This is a genomic window from Absicoccus sp. (genome assembly GCF_034090965.1).
Taxonomy (GTDB): domain Bacteria; phylum Bacillota_I; class Bacilli_A; order Erysipelotrichales; family Erysipelotrichaceae; genus Absicoccus; species Absicoccus intestinalis.
Genome location: NZ_JAXDRQ010000056.1, coordinates 68,871 through 83,931, shown reverse-complemented (window position 1 = coordinate 83,931; position 15,061 = coordinate 68,871). Strand labels below are relative to the sequence as shown.

At 39.6% G+C, this 15,061-nt stretch carries 16 protein-coding genes; 8 read left to right on the top strand and 8 right to left on the bottom strand.

All coding sequences use genetic code 11. The annotated features are described in order from the left end of the window. Complete coding sequence (locus tag SOS22_RS08195) at nucleotides 1-1,533, top strand: APC family permease (protein WP_320596897.1); 1,533 nt, start codon at nucleotides 1-3, stop codon at nucleotides 1,531-1,533. Then, on the top strand, nucleotides 1,533-2,648 hold the full coding sequence (locus SOS22_RS08190; protein WP_320596896.1) for an iron-containing alcohol dehydrogenase: 1,116 nt from the start codon (nucleotides 1,533-1,535) through the stop codon (nucleotides 2,646-2,648). The genes SOS22_RS08195 and SOS22_RS08190 overlap by 1 nt, the downstream gene beginning before the upstream one ends. A 100-nt stretch (nucleotides 2,649-2,748) precedes the next feature. On the opposite strand, the gene SOS22_RS08185 is transcribed toward SOS22_RS08190, so the two are convergent. Further along, nucleotides 2,749-3,795, bottom strand: coding sequence for a hypothetical protein (locus tag SOS22_RS08185; protein WP_320596895.1), 1,047 nt, complete (start codon nucleotides 3,793-3,795; stop codon nucleotides 2,749-2,751). Nucleotides 3,796-3,892: 97 nt separating this feature from the next. On the opposite strand from SOS22_RS08185, the gene SOS22_RS08180 reads away from it, so the two are divergent. Then, entirely contained in the window at nucleotides 3,893-4,462 is a 570-nt protein-coding gene (locus SOS22_RS08180) for a xanthine phosphoribosyltransferase (RefSeq protein WP_320325326.1), read from the top strand. Between the two features lie 64 nt (nucleotides 4,463-4,526). Further along, entirely contained in the window at nucleotides 4,527-5,801 is a 1,275-nt protein-coding gene (locus SOS22_RS08175) for a hypothetical protein (RefSeq protein ID WP_320325325.1), read from the top strand. Here the strand turns inward: SOS22_RS08175 and SOS22_RS08170 are convergent, their stop codons facing one another. Genes SOS22_RS08170 through asrA form a run of 4 tightly spaced genes read right to left on the bottom strand, consistent with a single transcriptional unit; the run spans nucleotide 5,802 to nucleotide 9,296 of the window. Continuing rightward, nucleotides 5,802-6,437, bottom strand: coding sequence for a Crp/Fnr family transcriptional regulator (locus tag SOS22_RS08170; protein ID WP_320325324.1), 636 nt, complete (start codon nucleotides 6,435-6,437; stop codon nucleotides 5,802-5,804). 39 nt (nucleotides 6,438-6,476) lie between these two features. After that, on the bottom strand, nucleotides 6,477-7,487 hold the full coding sequence (gene asrC / locus SOS22_RS08165; protein WP_320596894.1) for a sulfite reductase subunit C: 1,011 nt from the start codon (nucleotides 7,485-7,487) through the stop codon (nucleotides 6,477-6,479). Nucleotides 7,488-7,495: 8 nt separating this feature from the next. Beyond that, nucleotides 7,496-8,284: an anaerobic sulfite reductase subunit AsrB gene (gene asrB / locus SOS22_RS08160; protein WP_320325322.1), complete on the bottom strand. Its 789-nt coding sequence runs from the start codon at nucleotides 8,282-8,284 to the stop codon at nucleotides 7,496-7,498. Next, nucleotides 8,277-9,296, bottom strand: coding sequence for an anaerobic sulfite reductase subunit AsrA (gene asrA / locus SOS22_RS08155; protein ID WP_320325321.1), 1,020 nt, complete (start codon nucleotides 9,294-9,296; stop codon nucleotides 8,277-8,279). The genes asrB and asrA overlap by 8 nt, the downstream gene beginning before the upstream one ends. A 122-nt stretch (nucleotides 9,297-9,418) precedes the next feature. Between asrA and SOS22_RS08150 the strand changes: the two genes are divergently transcribed. The 4 genes from SOS22_RS08150 to SOS22_RS08135 are packed head-to-tail and all read left to right on the top strand — an operon-like array spanning nucleotide 9,419 to nucleotide 12,445. Next, complete coding sequence (locus tag SOS22_RS08150; RefSeq protein ID WP_320325320.1) at nucleotides 9,419-10,099, top strand: Crp/Fnr family transcriptional regulator; 681 nt, start codon at nucleotides 9,419-9,421, stop codon at nucleotides 10,097-10,099. Beyond that, a complete protein-coding gene (locus tag SOS22_RS08145) occupies nucleotides 10,096-10,749 on the top strand; it encodes a B3/4 domain-containing protein (protein ID WP_320596893.1) in 654 nt (217 codons plus the stop codon). The genes SOS22_RS08150 and SOS22_RS08145 overlap by 4 nt, the downstream gene beginning before the upstream one ends. Then, entirely contained in the window at nucleotides 10,728-11,252 is a 525-nt protein-coding gene (locus tag SOS22_RS08140) for an SOS response-associated peptidase (protein ID WP_320596892.1), read from the top strand. Before SOS22_RS08145 ends, SOS22_RS08140 begins: the two co-directional genes overlap by 22 nt. Before the next feature lie 11 nt (nucleotides 11,253-11,263). Then, the gene (locus SOS22_RS08135; RefSeq protein WP_320325317.1) at nucleotides 11,264-12,445 is read left to right on the top strand and encodes a CobW family GTP-binding protein; all 1,182 of its coding nucleotides are present in this window, start codon (nucleotides 11,264-11,266) and stop codon (nucleotides 12,443-12,445) included. A gap of 65 nt (nucleotides 12,446-12,510) precedes the next feature. On the opposite strand, the gene SOS22_RS08130 is transcribed toward SOS22_RS08135, so the two are convergent. Genes SOS22_RS08130 through SOS22_RS08120 form a run of 3 tightly spaced genes read right to left on the bottom strand, consistent with a single transcriptional unit; the run spans nucleotide 12,511 to nucleotide 15,020 of the window. Then, nucleotides 12,511-13,788 carry an O-acetylhomoserine aminocarboxypropyltransferase/cysteine synthase family protein gene (locus SOS22_RS08130; RefSeq protein ID WP_320325316.1) on the bottom strand — a complete coding sequence of 426 codons (1,278 nt, stop codon included), beginning with the start codon at nucleotides 13,786-13,788 and terminating at the stop codon, nucleotides 12,511-12,513. 57 nt (nucleotides 13,789-13,845) lie between these two features. Continuing rightward, nucleotides 13,846-14,874, bottom strand: a complete 1,029-nt coding sequence (locus tag SOS22_RS08125) for an aminoacetone oxidase family FAD-binding enzyme (protein ID WP_320596891.1) — start codon at nucleotides 14,872-14,874, stop codon at nucleotides 13,846-13,848. Beyond that, complete coding sequence (locus SOS22_RS08120; protein WP_320596890.1) at nucleotides 14,871-15,020, bottom strand: FAD-dependent oxidoreductase; 150 nt, start codon at nucleotides 15,018-15,020, stop codon at nucleotides 14,871-14,873. Before SOS22_RS08120 ends, SOS22_RS08125 begins: the two co-directional genes overlap by 4 nt. Nucleotides 15,021-15,061 lie beyond the last annotated feature (41 nt).

Sequence of the window (15,061 nt, the reverse complement as noted above, 5' to 3'; positions counted from 1 at the left end):
ATGCCGAACCAGAAAACATCGGATTTTGATAAAGTATTAGGTGCCTGGGATATATTAGTAATTGCCTTTGGTGCCATGATTGGTTGGGGCTGGGTTGTTTCCACCGGTGATTGGATCAATACAGGTGGTGTTCTTGGTGCTGCACTTGGATTTGTCATTGGCGGCATCATGATCTTCTTTGTTGGATTGACCTATGCTGAATTAACTGCTGCTATGCCACAATGTGGTGGTGAACATGTTTTTAGTCATAAAGCGATGGGACCCACAGGATCGTTCATTTGTACATGGGCCATTGTCTTAGGCTATGTTAGTGTAGCTTGTTTTGAAGCTTGTGCATTACCAACCATTATTACATATATTTATCCTCCATTCTTGCAAGGCTATTTATATACAGTAGCTGGATTTGATGTCTATGCCTCTTGGTTGATCGTCGCGATTGTTGTTGCATTGTTCATTATGTGGATCAATATTCGTGGTGTAAAGGCAGCTGCGAATTTACAAACGATTTTAACAGTTATCATTGGTGTTTGTGGTATCTTATTGATCGTTGCCTCTGTCTTTACGGGGCATTCTTCCAACCTGCAAGAACATTTCTTTAATAATGATATTGGTATTGTGCAATCGGTATTTCGTGTTGCTTTAGTTACCCCATTCTTTTTTATCGGTTTTGATGTAATTCCACAAGCCGCCGAAGAAATCAATGTAGATCTGAAAAAAATTGGTAAGATCTTGATCTTATCGATTGTCTTAGCTGTCCTTTTCTATGGCTTTGTTGTTTTAGCCGTTGGTTATGAATTAAATCATAATGAGATTTTACGATCCATGGCTGGAAATGGCTTGGTGACAGCCGATGCCATGTCCAAAGCTTTCCATAGTGCGATCATGGCTAAAGTACTGATCGTAGGTGGAATGTGTGGTATTGTCACCAGCTGGAATTCCTTTTTGATGGGTGGTTCTCGTGCCATGTATTCAATGGCTGAATCCTATATGATTCCTAAGAGTTTCGCTAAATTACACCCGAAATATAAAACACCAGTAAATGCTTTATATTTAATTGGCTTATTAACGGTATTGGCACCTTTTGCGGGTCGTCAAATGTTGGTGTGGATCGTGAATGCCGGAAACTTTGGATGCTGTTTAGCTTATTGTATGGTTTCAGCTTCCTTCTTGATCCTCCGTAAGACGCAACCGAATATGTCACGTCCATATAAAGTCAAACACTATAAATTCGTTGGCATCATGGCTTGTATCATGTCAGGTTTCATGGTGGCTTGTTATTTGATTCCAGGTACCGGTGCTACCTTAGGTTTGCAAGAATGGTTGATGGCTGGTAGTTGGGTAGCTTTAGGTGGTGTTTTCTATATTCATTCGAAAATGAAATATGGTGAAAAATTTGGTTCTTTGATTGAGATCATCTCGGATTCGGATGCAGCTACATTACAAGAACCAACAGAAGAATTGGATGAAAAATTGGATCTTGCGATTGAAGCAGCCGTCGCAAGTGTATTAAATGATAAGGCGGTGAAATTATAATGATGAATTTTGATTTTTATGAACCTGTCCATATTGTATTTGGCGCAGGAAAAGTTAATTCGATTGGAGACTATGCAAAAAAGTATGGGACAAAAGCTTTGATCGTAACAGGACGTAGTTCCGCCAAAAAGTCGGGTCTTTATGATCGCGTAAAGAATGCTTTGGTAGCCGAAGGAATCTCTTCCGTACTATTTGATGAAGTACGACAAAATCCCCTCACCACCACAGCACAAAAAGGTGCGGATCTTGCGAAAGAAAATGGTTGTGACATGGTGATTGCTTTGGGTGGAGGATCCATCATGGATTGTGCAAAATCCATTGCGTTTCTAGCTGTTAATGAGGGAGACATTAATGATTATATATTTGGTCGAAAAGTCAGTGATGAAGCCTTACCAATGATCTTAGTACCTACAACATGTGGTACGGGTAGTGAAGGAAATGGATTTGCGGTTTTGACAAATCCAGATACGGGAGACAAGAAAAGTTTACGAACGTCAGCCATCATTGCGAAAGTGTCAATCGTAGATCCACAATGTATGATGACCATGCCAAAGCGGGTCTTGGCATCGGTTGGTTTTGATGCTTTATGTCATTGTATGGAAGCTTATACGGCAAAGAATGCACAGCCTTTTACGGATGCTCTATCCTTAATGGGAATTCGCTATATCAAAGAAAGTCTAGTGCCATTGTATGAAGGATGCAAAGATGAAGATCTATGGGATAAAATGACATTAGCAGCAACGATTGGTGGTATGGTCATTGGTCAGGCTGGTGTCACTTTAGCCCATGGCATGGAACACCCAGCCAGTGGTTTAAAAGATATTGTCCATGGACAAGGATTGGCTTGTTTGACACCCGTTGTGATTGAAGCCACAATGTGTCCAAAATATGATGATATTGCGAAAATCTTTGGCACCAATGATTTAGTACAAGCCATCAAAGACTTGATTGCTCAATTGGAATTGCCATCGAAATTGTCCAATCTAGGATTGGAAGAAAAAGATATCGAATGGATGAGCGAAAACTGTATGAAAGTTTCAGCGGGTAATTTAGTCAATACACCAGTCAAAGTCGATATCGATCTGGTTCGATCTTTATATCAAAAAGCAATGTAAAATAAAAGAGTGTCTTTGATAGGATCTCCTAAAAAATAGGGAAGCACATTTTTGTATTTGTACTTTCTACTTGACAGGGGTCGTATCATTGGCACTCTTTTTAGTATGGAATTTTATCTTTTAGACCATCTTGTTGCAACATCGATTGTAAGACGGATATATCGGCATGAATATCCATGGAAGCATCTTGACACATATCTGTATAAATATTGATAAGACCTTCATTGAGTTGATTCAAGGCGCGTTCGATATCTTGAATGGTCGTATCATTTGTGCCCAAATGGATATGCCCGGCTTCGAGTTCTTGATAGTTACCTAGTAGTTTGATCGCGGTTGGTAAATAATATTTCATCATTCGATTGGTTTTAGGTAAAACCTCAAAATGATTCGTGATATATTTTTCTATATTTGCTAAGATGATGAGCATTTTTTTAAATTCTTGATCAATGTCCGTATCTTTAATTTGATTCGATAAAGAAAGAATCGTATTTCGATATGCATTCATTTGTTCCAGGAAATCTTGGATTTCTTCAGGATATGCATTTTCCGCCTTTTCTTCTTTAGGAGTTGGTGGCAAGCTTGATTTCTGATAGGCAGTATAATTTTTATAGACAATATGATGAGATGCATCAAAGTAAACTTGTTCAAACAAACCATGACTGATCATCGAACGAATATCATTTTCCGTTGATTCTTCACTTTGAGCAGCCAATTGCGAAAGTTGTTCAATGGGGATGGCTTCATTATTTTTTAGAGCATTGGCATACAAATAGAAACGATCGATGCGATTTAATTTTTGTTTCTGGTTCCACCATGTCAAACCACCAATGATAAAGAAGGCCATCCCAACCATCATGGCTTCGAGATCACCGATGCTACCTAATGCAAGGATCACACCAATGGCGGCGATGAAAATACCAAAATTTCGGGTATCGATTGCTTTCTTTTTAATTTTTTTGATTTTTCTTGGCGAATACACTGGATGTGGGGGTTCTGGTGCCAATGCTTTGGAAATCGAATTGGATACGGATTGGATCGTATTGGTTGTTGCTTTTTTGACCGACTGCATGGTATCACTCTTCAAAAATTGGTTGAGTTGATTCATTGCCGATTCAATATTTTGTTTAATTTGTTCTTCTGTACTCATACTGAAATTATAGCATAGGCATATCCAAAAAAACATTTTGTGTTCGATACAAACGCTAGTATAATTTATCCTATATCTACATGTAGGGAGGAAATCAATGGAACAGTTAAAACAACGTATTCGTAAAGATGGTCAAGTACGGAATGGTGATGTATTAAAAGTGGATAGTTTTCTAAATCATCAAATGGATATTGGTCTTTTGGATGAAATTGGTGCCGAATTTCAACGTTTATTTGCGGATGAAAACATTACCAAGATCTTAACGATCGAGGCAAGTGGCATTGCGATTGCCTGCATGGCTGCTCGACACTTTCATGTGCCGGTTGTCTTTGCCAAAAAAGCCAAAAGTCTAAATTTGGATGGGGAATTGTATACATCCAAAGTACATTCTTTTACGTATGATCGAGATTATGATATTACGGTTTCAAAAAAATTCATCCAACCTGATGATCGGATCTTGATCATTGATGATTTCATGGCCAATGGCAAAGCCATGGATGGTCTAATTGATATTTGTCACCAAGCTCATGCGCAAGTTGTTGGTATTGGCATTTGTATCGAAAAAGGCTTTCAAGGGGGTGGTGATCGATTACGCAAGAAAGGATATCGATTGGAAAGCCTTGCCATTGTTGAATCGATGGAACCAGGACATATCGTTTTTCGCTAGAATGAGGTTGCAACCCATGGAATAATATGTTAAAACATATAAAACAGATAGGAAAAGTTAAATTATGAAAGAACATATTATCCAAAAATATATGGAACCATTAAGACGACCAAAAACAGATAAAGTAGGCATTGAATTAGAATTGCCTATCGTCAATTTGAAACAAGAACCAGTTGATTTTTCCGTTGTTCATTCGATAACCCAACAATTTGTCCATGCCTTTCATCCACCAATCGTACATAGGGATGATGAGGGACAAATTGCGAATATCGAGATGGAAAATGGCGATATCCTTTCGTTTGATTGTAGTTATAATACGCTCGAGTTTTCTTTTGCACCTGAAAACAGCATGTATCGGATCAAAGATCGATTTGAAACGTATTATCACTGGTTTCAAGATCAATTCAAAAAGAATGAACATGTACTTACAGGAATGGGGATCAATCCGCATCATGCATTAAATCATAACATTCCCATTCCTACCGAAAGATATCGCATGTTGTATACCTATTTACAAGAAAATGATTTTCCATATCCCAACTATGGTTTCTTTGCGTGTGCTGCCCAAGTGCAATTGGATGCCAATATTGACGATTTTTTGATCAGTCTTCAGATCTTTCATACGATTGAGCCGTATTTAAGTGTATTGTTTGCGAATTCGATATTGGATGAGTATGTATTGGCTCGCGATTGGTTCTGGGAAGAAAGTATGCATGGTAAGAATCTTAAGAATGTAGGCGATTTTGATACGGTTCCCTCAACCATTGATGGGATGATTGATTATATTGCTTCCCAAAGCATGTATTGTGTGATAAGAGATGGCATATATCTGCATTTTGACCCCATTCCTTTTCAAGCGTATGTCCAGCAAAAACAAATCAAGGCGCGTGATTCGAAGGGAAAAGAAGTTATCATCCAACCAACCTTAGACGATATTGCCTATCTTCGTACGTTCAAATTGGATGATCTGACCTATCGAGGAACGATTGAACATCGAAGTTTATGTATGCAACCCATTCAAGAAGTATTTGGTGCATTGGCTTTTCTCGTTGGCATCGAAGCCAATAAAGAAGCTCTCATTCATTGGCAACCTTCTTTGTCTTTTTCACGATCACTTGTCAATAAAAAAGGTGGTGTCCAATCCTTGAATCAGGATAAATTGATCAAGGATTGCAAACACCTCTATGTCGTAGCCTATGAAGGTCTATGTCAACGCGGATACAACGAAGAAAAATTATTAGAGCTTGTTTCTTTCCGATTTGATACCGCAACCAGTCCTGCCCTAGAAATCATCAATCATTCCAGATCGATCGAAGATTTTATTACCATCTTTCAATGATCACTTCAAAACGAAGTGATTTTTTTTATAGTCCAGTACGCCCGCTTGTTTTAACTTGCTTAATTCTGCGGATAAAGCACTACGATCCACACCTAGATAATCAGCGAGTTCTTGCCGATTGAAAGGAATATCAAATGTATTGGTCTGATGATATTTTGCACGAGAATACAAGTACGTCATCAATTTTTCCTTGGTGGAACGTTTTGACATGATCGTTAATTTATTATTTAATACAAGATTTTTAGAGGCCAGAGAACTCAACAAATTAGAAATCAATTGGGTATCGGTTTGATTGGCCAAGATTTCTTGGGGTTGGATAAACATAATGTCGGATGCACTTACCGCTTCTACCGAAACCGGATAGGTTTTGATGTTGGCACAGGCAAAAGTTTCACCAAAAATCTGTGCGGGGCCCATTTGATTGACAATGGTTCGATTCCCATTAATATCGTTGCGAAGGACACGTACTCGTCCTTGCAGGATGATTCCCATCGTGTTGGCATCATCACCTTCCATCACGATGGTTTCGCCTTTATCATAATGTTTCTTAAAGGCATGGACTTCCTGCAATGTTTTTTCAATATCAGCTATATCGTGAAAGATATAGCAACGTTTCAATACAGCTACATCACTCATAGTTCTTATTATAAGAAAAAACTGGATGGGTATCCAGTTTTAGTCTTCCAAATTATGGCTTTTTAAATTGTTCGAAAGATTGTAGTGTTTGCCACCCCAATATGGACGTGTATTGACTTCTGCTTTTGGATTCAAGTTGACATCTTTCATGATCCATTTATAGAATTCATCAAATCCCGTGCGATCGACGATATATCCATAATGTTCTTTTCCTTCTACGGCATGTGGATCGATATATTCTTCCACATATGCATACGCATTTTGGATCATCTGCAACAAGGATTCTTCATCGCACCATTTAATAAAATCTTCCGCTAATCGTGGATTTTTCTTTCCGGTACGTCCCAACAAGACAACGCGGAAATAGTGTTCTTTGCTGCGTGTCCAAGCTCGAGTTGGACAATAATGGACACAAACACCACAACCAATACATTTATCTGGATCGCGAACGACTTTGCCGTTAACCATTTTTAAGGCACCTACCGAACGTTTTTCACAATATTTGACGCATTGTTTACAAGAAACACAACGATCTTTATTGTATTGCGGTTCCGTTTGTCCCATGATGCCCCAATCGTTCAAACGAACATGTGCACAATCGTTGGAACAACCAGTAAAAGCAATCTTGGTGTGCAGATCATTTGGGAAGATCATGCGATCGACTTTTTGGGCTAGCCCTTTGGTGTCGTAACAACCAAAAGGGCAGAGACGCGATCCTGGACAAGCAACAATGTTTCGTGTACCGGATGCATCATAACCGGCATCTCTTTGCGTTTGATTGACTTTGGTATTATCGATGATCAATTGGAGTTCTTTATTTACTTTTTCCATGTCACGCATTGAAATGGCAGGAATCTCGATACCTTGTCGATTGGTAAAGTTGATCGTACCATTGCCATACGTATTCGCAATTTCAATGACACGATGTAAGGATTCCGTATCTAACATGCCACCAGGACAACGTACACGACAAGCGGCTTCACCACGTACTTTGGAGACACGATAATTGTTCTTTTTTAGTTTTTTTACATTGATATCAAGTGTTGTCATGGTACCTCCTAATCGATCAGATTTTTACTTTCCGTATAATTAAATACGGGACCATCTAAACATACATATGTACTGCCAATGCGACAATGGCCGCACTTACCTAAACCACAACACATTTTTCGCTCATTGGATACCCAGATGTTTTCTTCTTTGAAGCCTTTATCCAAAAATCCCATGATGGAAAAGCGCATCATCGGTGGGGGACCCACAACGATGGCTTTGGCTGTGGATACATCCTTTAAAGGCACTTCGGGAATGAATTTTGTGACTAAACCAATATTGCCTGTATACCCATCAGGTGCACCATCTACTGTTAAACAAAGATCCAATTTTTCATTCCATCTTTTTAGATCTGAGCGAAATAACATATCATCTGGGCTTTTGAAACCAACGATCACATGTTTGTCTTTCGCATCTTTACTATTGGCAAGCGCATCAATGACACCTCGAACGGGAGATACACCGGTACCACCAGCTACGACCAAGGTTTCCCCTTGGCTGAATAAGTCTGTGTCAAACCCATTGCCATAAGGCCCGCGCATAAAGAAATGTTGGCCAACATAGCGTTCAAATAACTCATTGGTGACACGTCCTACTTTACGAATGGTCAGATCAACGAAGTTTTCGCCAATTCCTGATACGGAGATCGGTGCTTCTCCATATTTAGGAATCGAAACTTCAAAGAATTGACCGGGTTTTACCGGACCCGTAAAGGCCATGCGAAAGGTATATTCTTTTTCGGTATGTTTGATCACAGCTAAGATTTCCGAAGGAAATGGTAAATAGGGATTATTCATTTTTAAGTTCCTCCACTGTCTTATTTAGTTTATTGATGGCAGCAGCCATTGAAATATATTCTGGACAAACATCGGTGCATCGGCCACAACCTACACACATATCATGGCCAAATCGTTGACGATGGTCATAAACCTTATGTAAGACTTTAAAACGCATACGTTCGCCTTGGTCTTTGCGGTATTGTCCACCACCGGCTACATTGGTGTATCCATCAACCATGCAGCTGGCACATACACGACGACGTTCACCCACTTTTCCATTGTCGGTGTAGTAAATATCTTGCATGGTAAAACATGTACAAGTTGGACATACAAAATTACATCGACCACAGCCGATACAACGGGTTTTATATTCATCCCACATATCGGATTTATAGATCGATAGTGGAATTTCGGTCGGCACTGTGACACGCACATCATTTTCGGTTACATATTGTGGCGTGATTGCGGTTTTTTGACTGGCATATTTATCAAACACAGCAACCATGGAAGCCTCTTTGACATCCGAATGGACATTGCCATCGATCATATCAAAAGAGAAGACATATCCATCTTTTGTTTGATTGGATCCCATATCCACACAGAAACATTCGTCATAGCTATGGGAACAACCCATTAAAACAAAATGGACATGTTGACGCATCTGTTCATAAAAATAGTCGCTTTCTTGTCCGTTGTGTAGATAGATATCGTCTTGTCGTTTCAAAGCGTGCATATCACAACTTCGTAAGAAAACTAATACATCTTTATACTCACGATTGGCTTCTTTCACTTGATCTTCAGTAAAGAAAAACAAGGTTTGTGAAAGAGGCGTTAAAATTTCTTTGAAGGCATAATCGGATTTTTTCTTCCATTCGATTTCTTTTACCGAAGATACAAAATCGTAACGTACGATATCTGTATCGGTATGGCGGCCTTCACCTACCTTGTTGACAGGCGCCCATATGCGATAGGTTGATGATAATTCATCAAGGATCGCATCAAAGCTTTCCTGACTCATAATATAGCCCATGTTCACCCTCCATGACCTTTTCAGTCTTTTCTATCTTCATTTTAATGGAGCCAATAGAAAATGAGTGTTGCCGTTGCAACGTTTATCTTAGTTTGATAAAATTTTCGCAAGAGGTGACCAACATGCATTTCGAATCCTATATCGACCCGATTCGGCAATGTCCTTTATTTGATCATATAGCGACCGAAGATCTAACGCAAATGTTGACTTGTATTGGCGCTCGTGTCGTATCGTATGCGCCAAAGATCTATATTCGGGATGAAGAAGACATCATTGAAGATGTCGGTGTTATTTTACTGGGCCACATTGATATGGTCAGTGAAGATATTTATGGACATCGAACAACTTTAGTACGTATGGGCCCCCGTGAACTGTTTGGTGAAAGCTTTGCCTTGTCCGATTCCAAACGATCAACGGTCTCATTTTTGTCAATCGAGCCCTGTACCGTTCTATATATTCCTTTACAACGTGTGTTGCATATTTGTTCCAATTCTTGTCCTTTCCACCATCGGTTGATCCAGAATATGTTTTATACTTTATCCTTGAAAAATCAACAATTGATTGAAAAATCCGCTATTGTATCCAAACCTACCTTACAAGATAAGATCTGGACGTATTTAAATTTAGAAGCCGAACATCAACAAAAGACCTATTTTGAGATTCCATTGAACCGAAACGAGTTGGCCGATTATTTATGTGCCAATCGATCCGCTCTGACTCGAGAATTAAAACATATGAAAGAAAAAGGCTTGATTGATTTTGATAAGAATACGTTTCATTTGATTAAGGAGAGAAAACAATGAAGATTACCAATGCATTAACGATACCCAATCATTTGGGTATTTTAGTCTATGATGTAGATGTAAAAGAAAGCTCAAAAAGATTGCAAGAAGCCATGCATGCAGTCATGACAAAATATGCGAATATGCAAACAAGTGATGTAGCTAAGATGCCTGCTATAGCGGCTACACGAAAAGCGTATTCGACATTAGGAAAGAGTCCTTCTCGTTATCGTAATGCTGCCGAGGCCATGATTCGTCGCATCGTAAAAAAACAAGGTTTGTATCAAATCAATAATGTCGTGGATTTGAACAACCTCATGTCGATTGATTCTGGTATTTCGATTGGATCGTATATTTTGGATTCGATTGAAGGTGATATTATCTATAAACAAGCGGATGCCGATGCATACTATGCAGGCATTGGCAAAGACCAAATTCATATTGGTTCTTTACCTTGTTTGCATGATGCCATGGGTCCCTTTGGGAATCCGACCAGTGATAGTCAAAAAGCCATGGTTACAGAAGGACATCATCGAATCTTAACGGTCTTATATGGTTTTGGAGATACGATTTTACCACTTGATTCTTATGTAGATGCGTTACATACATATTGTGGAGCAACGGGGATTGAAACAAAGGAGCTAGTTGCATGTGCGGATGTTACTATTTAAGCAAAGAAGGAAAGGCCAATCTGGAGCGTCGTTTTTCCTTTATTGGTTTGCATACCAAAACGGGTGACATTTTTCCTGGACAAGATGCATTAATAATCAAACCACAGGGAAAACAATTGATTTGTGTACCATGGCATTGGGGAAAGGATCGTATCATCAATGCCCGTATGGAAACAATTTTTACCAAGCCTACGTTTAAAGAAGCCATTTTAAAAAATCGATGTGTGATTCCTGCGGATGCATTTTATGAATGGGATGCTTTGAAACAAAAAGTGAAATTTGATAGTGATAAGATGTTGTATCTTGCTGGTATTTGTATACATGATGATTTTGTGATCATTACCCAAGATGCCAATGAAGTGGTTTCACCCATTCATGATCGGATGCCAGTTTTGGTGAACGATTTATCCATTTGGTTTTCCGATGATTTTCGAACGATTTTTTCAAGCCAATCAGTTGCATTACAATCGCATCAGGCGTATTATCAAGAACGATTATTTTAGGAGGAATGTCTATGTTGATGCCAGAAGGTTTTGAATCTTTACCGGTTGCTTTGATTACAGGGTATCTAGGTGCCGGAAAAACAACATTATTAAATCATATTCTTGAAGATCCGAAAGGACATAAAGTAGCTGTTATTGTCAATGATATTGGGGAAGTCAATATCGATGCTGGATTGATTGAAAAAGGGGGTACGGTCCAACAGGTAGATGATAGTTTGGTTCCTTTATCAAATGGTTGTATTTGTTGCACATTGAAAAACGATTTGATGGATCAATTGGTCAACTTAGCCAAGATGGATCGATTTGACTATATCATTATTGAAGCAAGTGGCATTTGTGAACCGATTCCTATTGCGCAAACGATCACCATGATGGAAGAAACAGCGGCAACACGTGGAATTCCTGAAGTTTGTCATCTGGATAATTTGATTTCGGTCGTGGATGCCAATCGCTTAGCGTATGAATTTGATTGTGGTACCGACTTTGTCGAAAACAAAGACCAATATGAAGAAGAAGAGGACATTCGTTCGTTATTGATCCAACAAATGGAATTTGCGAATATTATCGTCTTAAATAAAGTAGAATTGGTCAATGAAGAACAAAAAGCGCAGATCAAAGCAATGATCCTTGCTTTGAATCCAGGCGCTAAGATCATTGAAGCTTCTTATGGAAAAGTGGATGTGAATGAAATGTTGGATACACATAACTTTAATTTTGAAGATGCGTACTATAACGAAGGTTGGGTCAAAGCAATGCAAGAGGACGATGAAGAAGATGAACATCATCATCACCATGATGAAGGGGAACTTTTGGAATATGGTATCGAAACGTTTGTCTACACAAGTCGAAAACCATTTATGATGGATGCCTTGGAGCGTTATACGCAATCTTGGCCGGACTCTATCATTCGTGCCAAAGGCTATCTATGGTACAATATGGATCCGAATTATTTGTATGTCTTTGAACAAGCAGGTAACCAAGTTTCGACGGGTCGCGATTCTATGTGGATCGCTGCTTGTGAGCCAGAAATCCAACAACGCGAATTTGAACGCGATCCAAGCTTGAAAGAAGTTTGGGATGAAAAATATGGAGATCGTGAAAATAAGATCGTATTCATTGGTAAAGATATGGATAAACAAGCTATCATTGATGCGATGGATGCTTGTCTGACGGATGAATTTGATCCACAATAAAAACAAGGTTGAGGCCTTGTTTTTATTTTGAAAAAATCTCTAAAAGAAAACTTTTAGGGATAGAATTATTGAATTTTAGCAAGCGCTTGATGGAGATCATCGATAATATCATCGACATTTTCAATACCACAACTCAAACGAATTAGATCGGGGGTAACGCCACAAGCAATCAATTCCTCATCACTTAATTGACGATGGGTCGAGCTGGCTGGATGCAAAACACAAGTATGGGCATCCGCTACATGGGTAGCAATCATGGCTACTTTTAAATGCTTCATAAATTCTTCTGCTGCTTGACGACCACCTTTGACGCCAAAGCTAATGACTCCACAAGAACCATCGGGCATATATTTTTTGGCGCGTTCATAATATTTGTTTGACTTTAAGCCAGGATAATTGACCCAAGCCACCATAGGATGCTTTTCTAAGAATTCAGCAACCGTTTGAGCATTTTGACAATGACGAGGCATACGGACAGCTAATGATTCCAATCCTAAATTTAAATAGAAGGCATTTTGTGGAGATTGAATCGGGCCGAGATCACGCATCAATTGAGCGGTTGCTTTGGTGATATAGGCACCGGCCTGACCAAATTGTTCGGCATAGGTGATACCATGATAACTTTCGTCTGGTGTTGTCAAGCCAGGGAAAGTATCGGCATGTGCCATCCAATCAAAATGACCGGAATCAACGATACAACCGCCAACGGCCACATCATGCCCATCCATATATTTTGTCGTGGAATGGGTCACGATATCGGCACCCCATTCGAAGGGACGACAATTGATGGGGGTCGCAAACGTATTGTCTATGATCAATGGTACACCATGGGCATGAGCTGCTTTCGCAAAACGTTCAATGTCGAAGACAACCAAAGATGGGTTGGCAATGGTTTCACCAAATACACATTTTGTATTGGGTTGAAAAGCTGCTTCTAATTCCTCATCGGAACAGTCGGGATCCACAAAGGTAAAATCAATGCCCATTTTACGCATGGTCACATTAAATAAATTGAAGGATCCACCATAGATGGCTGAACTTGCGATGACATGATCACCGGCCGTCGCAATATTGAATACAGCCAGGAAAGTGGCGGCTTGGCCACTGGAAGTCAACATAGCGGCAGATCCACCTTCCAGATCACAGATCTTTGCGGCTACCATATCGTTGGTTGGATTTTGAAGGCGTGTATAGAAATAGCCCTCTGCTTGTAGATCAAATAATTTTCCCATGTCTTCACTGGTATCGTATTTAAAAGTGGTACTTTGAATGATGGGGATCATTCTGGATTCACCATTTTTTGGTTGATATCCAGATTGAATGCATTTTGTTTCTTTTTTCATCTTGAAAATCTCCCTATTAAAAATCATTGTAGCGTATGAAAAGAAAGAAATAAAGACTTAGTCAATGGTGGATCCGGCAACAAAACCGGTTGTCCAAGCAATTTGTAGATTGTAGCCACCTGTTTGCCCATCCACATCGATCACTTCACCCGCAAATTTCAAATGTTTGATGGTTTTACTAGTCATGGTCTTCGCATCGATGGCTTTTGTCGAAATGCCACCCTGCGTGATCATGGCTTGGTTGATGGGCCTTGGTTGGATCAGTGTAAATGAGAAAGATTGAATTTGTTCCACAAGGTGATGTCGTTCTTTCTTTGTGAGATCATGCATCTTTTTTTTCGGATCGATCTTCGCTTGCATACAAATGACTTTACCGAGTCGTTTTGGAAGAAAATCAATGGCAGACAAAACATCTTTATTCCTTGCACGATTGGTTAATAGATGATCAATTTCATGAGCTTCTCGGTTAGGTAGCAGTTGCATCGTTAGGGTAGCGGGGAATTGGATCGAACTGGAAGCATTGATGATCGCAGGGCCACTTAAACCAAAATGGGTAAAAAGAATTTCTCCAGTATCTTTATAGGTTCTCTTCTTTTGGGCAATCGCAAAAGAAACAGGTAACGAAATACCTTGTAGATCATAGTGTTCTTTGGTTTCTAAGCTGACTAGACCGCCACGACAAGGAATGATGGGAATACCAATTTCTTGGGCCATGCGAAAGCCGTCACCCGTGGATCCGGTTTGGCGAAAAGTGAGTCCTCCGGTTGCCAGAATGACGCAATCGCCGTAGTAGTTTTGTTTCGTTGTTGCAATGCCTATGCAGGTATCTTTTTCTACGATCAAATGACGGACGGGTTCGTTATAATGAATCGAAACGGTAGAAAGTACACTTGTCATGACATCAAGAATGGATCGTGCCTTTTGGCTTTTTGGAAAGATTCGTCCTTGATATTCTTCTATCCATGGACAATGATGCTGTTCTAAAAATCGCATCATATCTTGATTGGAAAACGTGTGAAGGGCACTATATAAAAACTTTGGATTGGAAACAATGTGGGACAGAAAATCAGCTGAACGATTGGTCACGTTGCATCGTCCATGTCCAGTGCATAAGAGTTTTTTCCGAGTTGTTCATTTTTTTCAAATAGATGAACGGTATGATGATTTTTCTGGGCGGCATAGGCAGCCATCATGCCGGCTGGTCCGCCTCCAATGATAAGTACAGTCGCCATGATTTTAGTGTACTGATTTTGGGAATGTAGTACAATATGAA

Bases quoted from the DNA above. Each gene is read 5' to 3' on its own strand.
- SOS22_RS08195 (WP_320596897.1), top strand. From the start codon at position 1: ATGCCGAACCAGAAAACATCGGATTTTGATAAAGTATTAGGTGCCTGG.
- SOS22_RS08190 (WP_320596896.1), top strand. From the start codon at position 1,533: ATGATGAATTTTGATTTTTATGAACCTGTCCATATTGTATTTGGCGCA.
- SOS22_RS08185 (WP_320596895.1), bottom strand. From the start codon at position 3,795: ATGAGTACAGAAGAACAAATTAAACAAAATATTGAATCGGCAATGAAT.
- SOS22_RS08180 (WP_320325326.1), top strand. From the start codon at position 3,893: ATGGAACAGTTAAAACAACGTATTCGTAAAGATGGTCAAGTACGGAAT.
- SOS22_RS08140 (WP_320596892.1), top strand. From the start codon at position 10,728: ATGTGCGGATGTTACTATTTAAGCAAAGAAGGAAAGGCCAATCTGGAG.
- SOS22_RS08130 (WP_320325316.1), bottom strand. From the start codon at position 13,788: ATGAAAAAAGAAACAAAATGCATTCAATCTGGATATCAACCAAAAAAT.
- SOS22_RS08150 (WP_320325320.1), top strand. From the start codon at position 9,419: ATGCATTTCGAATCCTATATCGACCCGATTCGGCAATGTCCTTTATTT.
- SOS22_RS08170 (WP_320325324.1), bottom strand. From the start codon at position 6,437: ATGAGTGATGTAGCTGTATTGAAACGTTGCTATATCTTTCACGATATA.
- asrA (WP_320325321.1), bottom strand. From the start codon at position 9,296: ATGGGCTATATTATGAGTCAGGAAAGCTTTGATGCGATCCTTGATGAA.
- asrB (WP_320325322.1), bottom strand. From the start codon at position 8,284: ATGAATAATCCCTATTTACCATTTCCTTCGGAAATCTTAGCTGTGATC.
- asrC (WP_320596894.1), bottom strand. From the start codon at position 7,487: ATGACAACACTTGATATCAATGTAAAAAAACTAAAAAAGAACAATTAT.
- SOS22_RS08135 (WP_320325317.1), top strand. From the start codon at position 11,264: ATGTTGATGCCAGAAGGTTTTGAATCTTTACCGGTTGCTTTGATTACA.
- SOS22_RS08145 (WP_320596893.1), top strand. From the start codon at position 10,096: ATGAAGATTACCAATGCATTAACGATACCCAATCATTTGGGTATTTTA.
- SOS22_RS08175 (WP_320325325.1), top strand. From the start codon at position 4,527: ATGAAAGAACATATTATCCAAAAATATATGGAACCATTAAGACGACCA.
- SOS22_RS08120 (WP_320596890.1), bottom strand. From the start codon at position 15,020: ATGGCGACTGTACTTATCATTGGAGGCGGACCAGCCGGCATGATGGCT.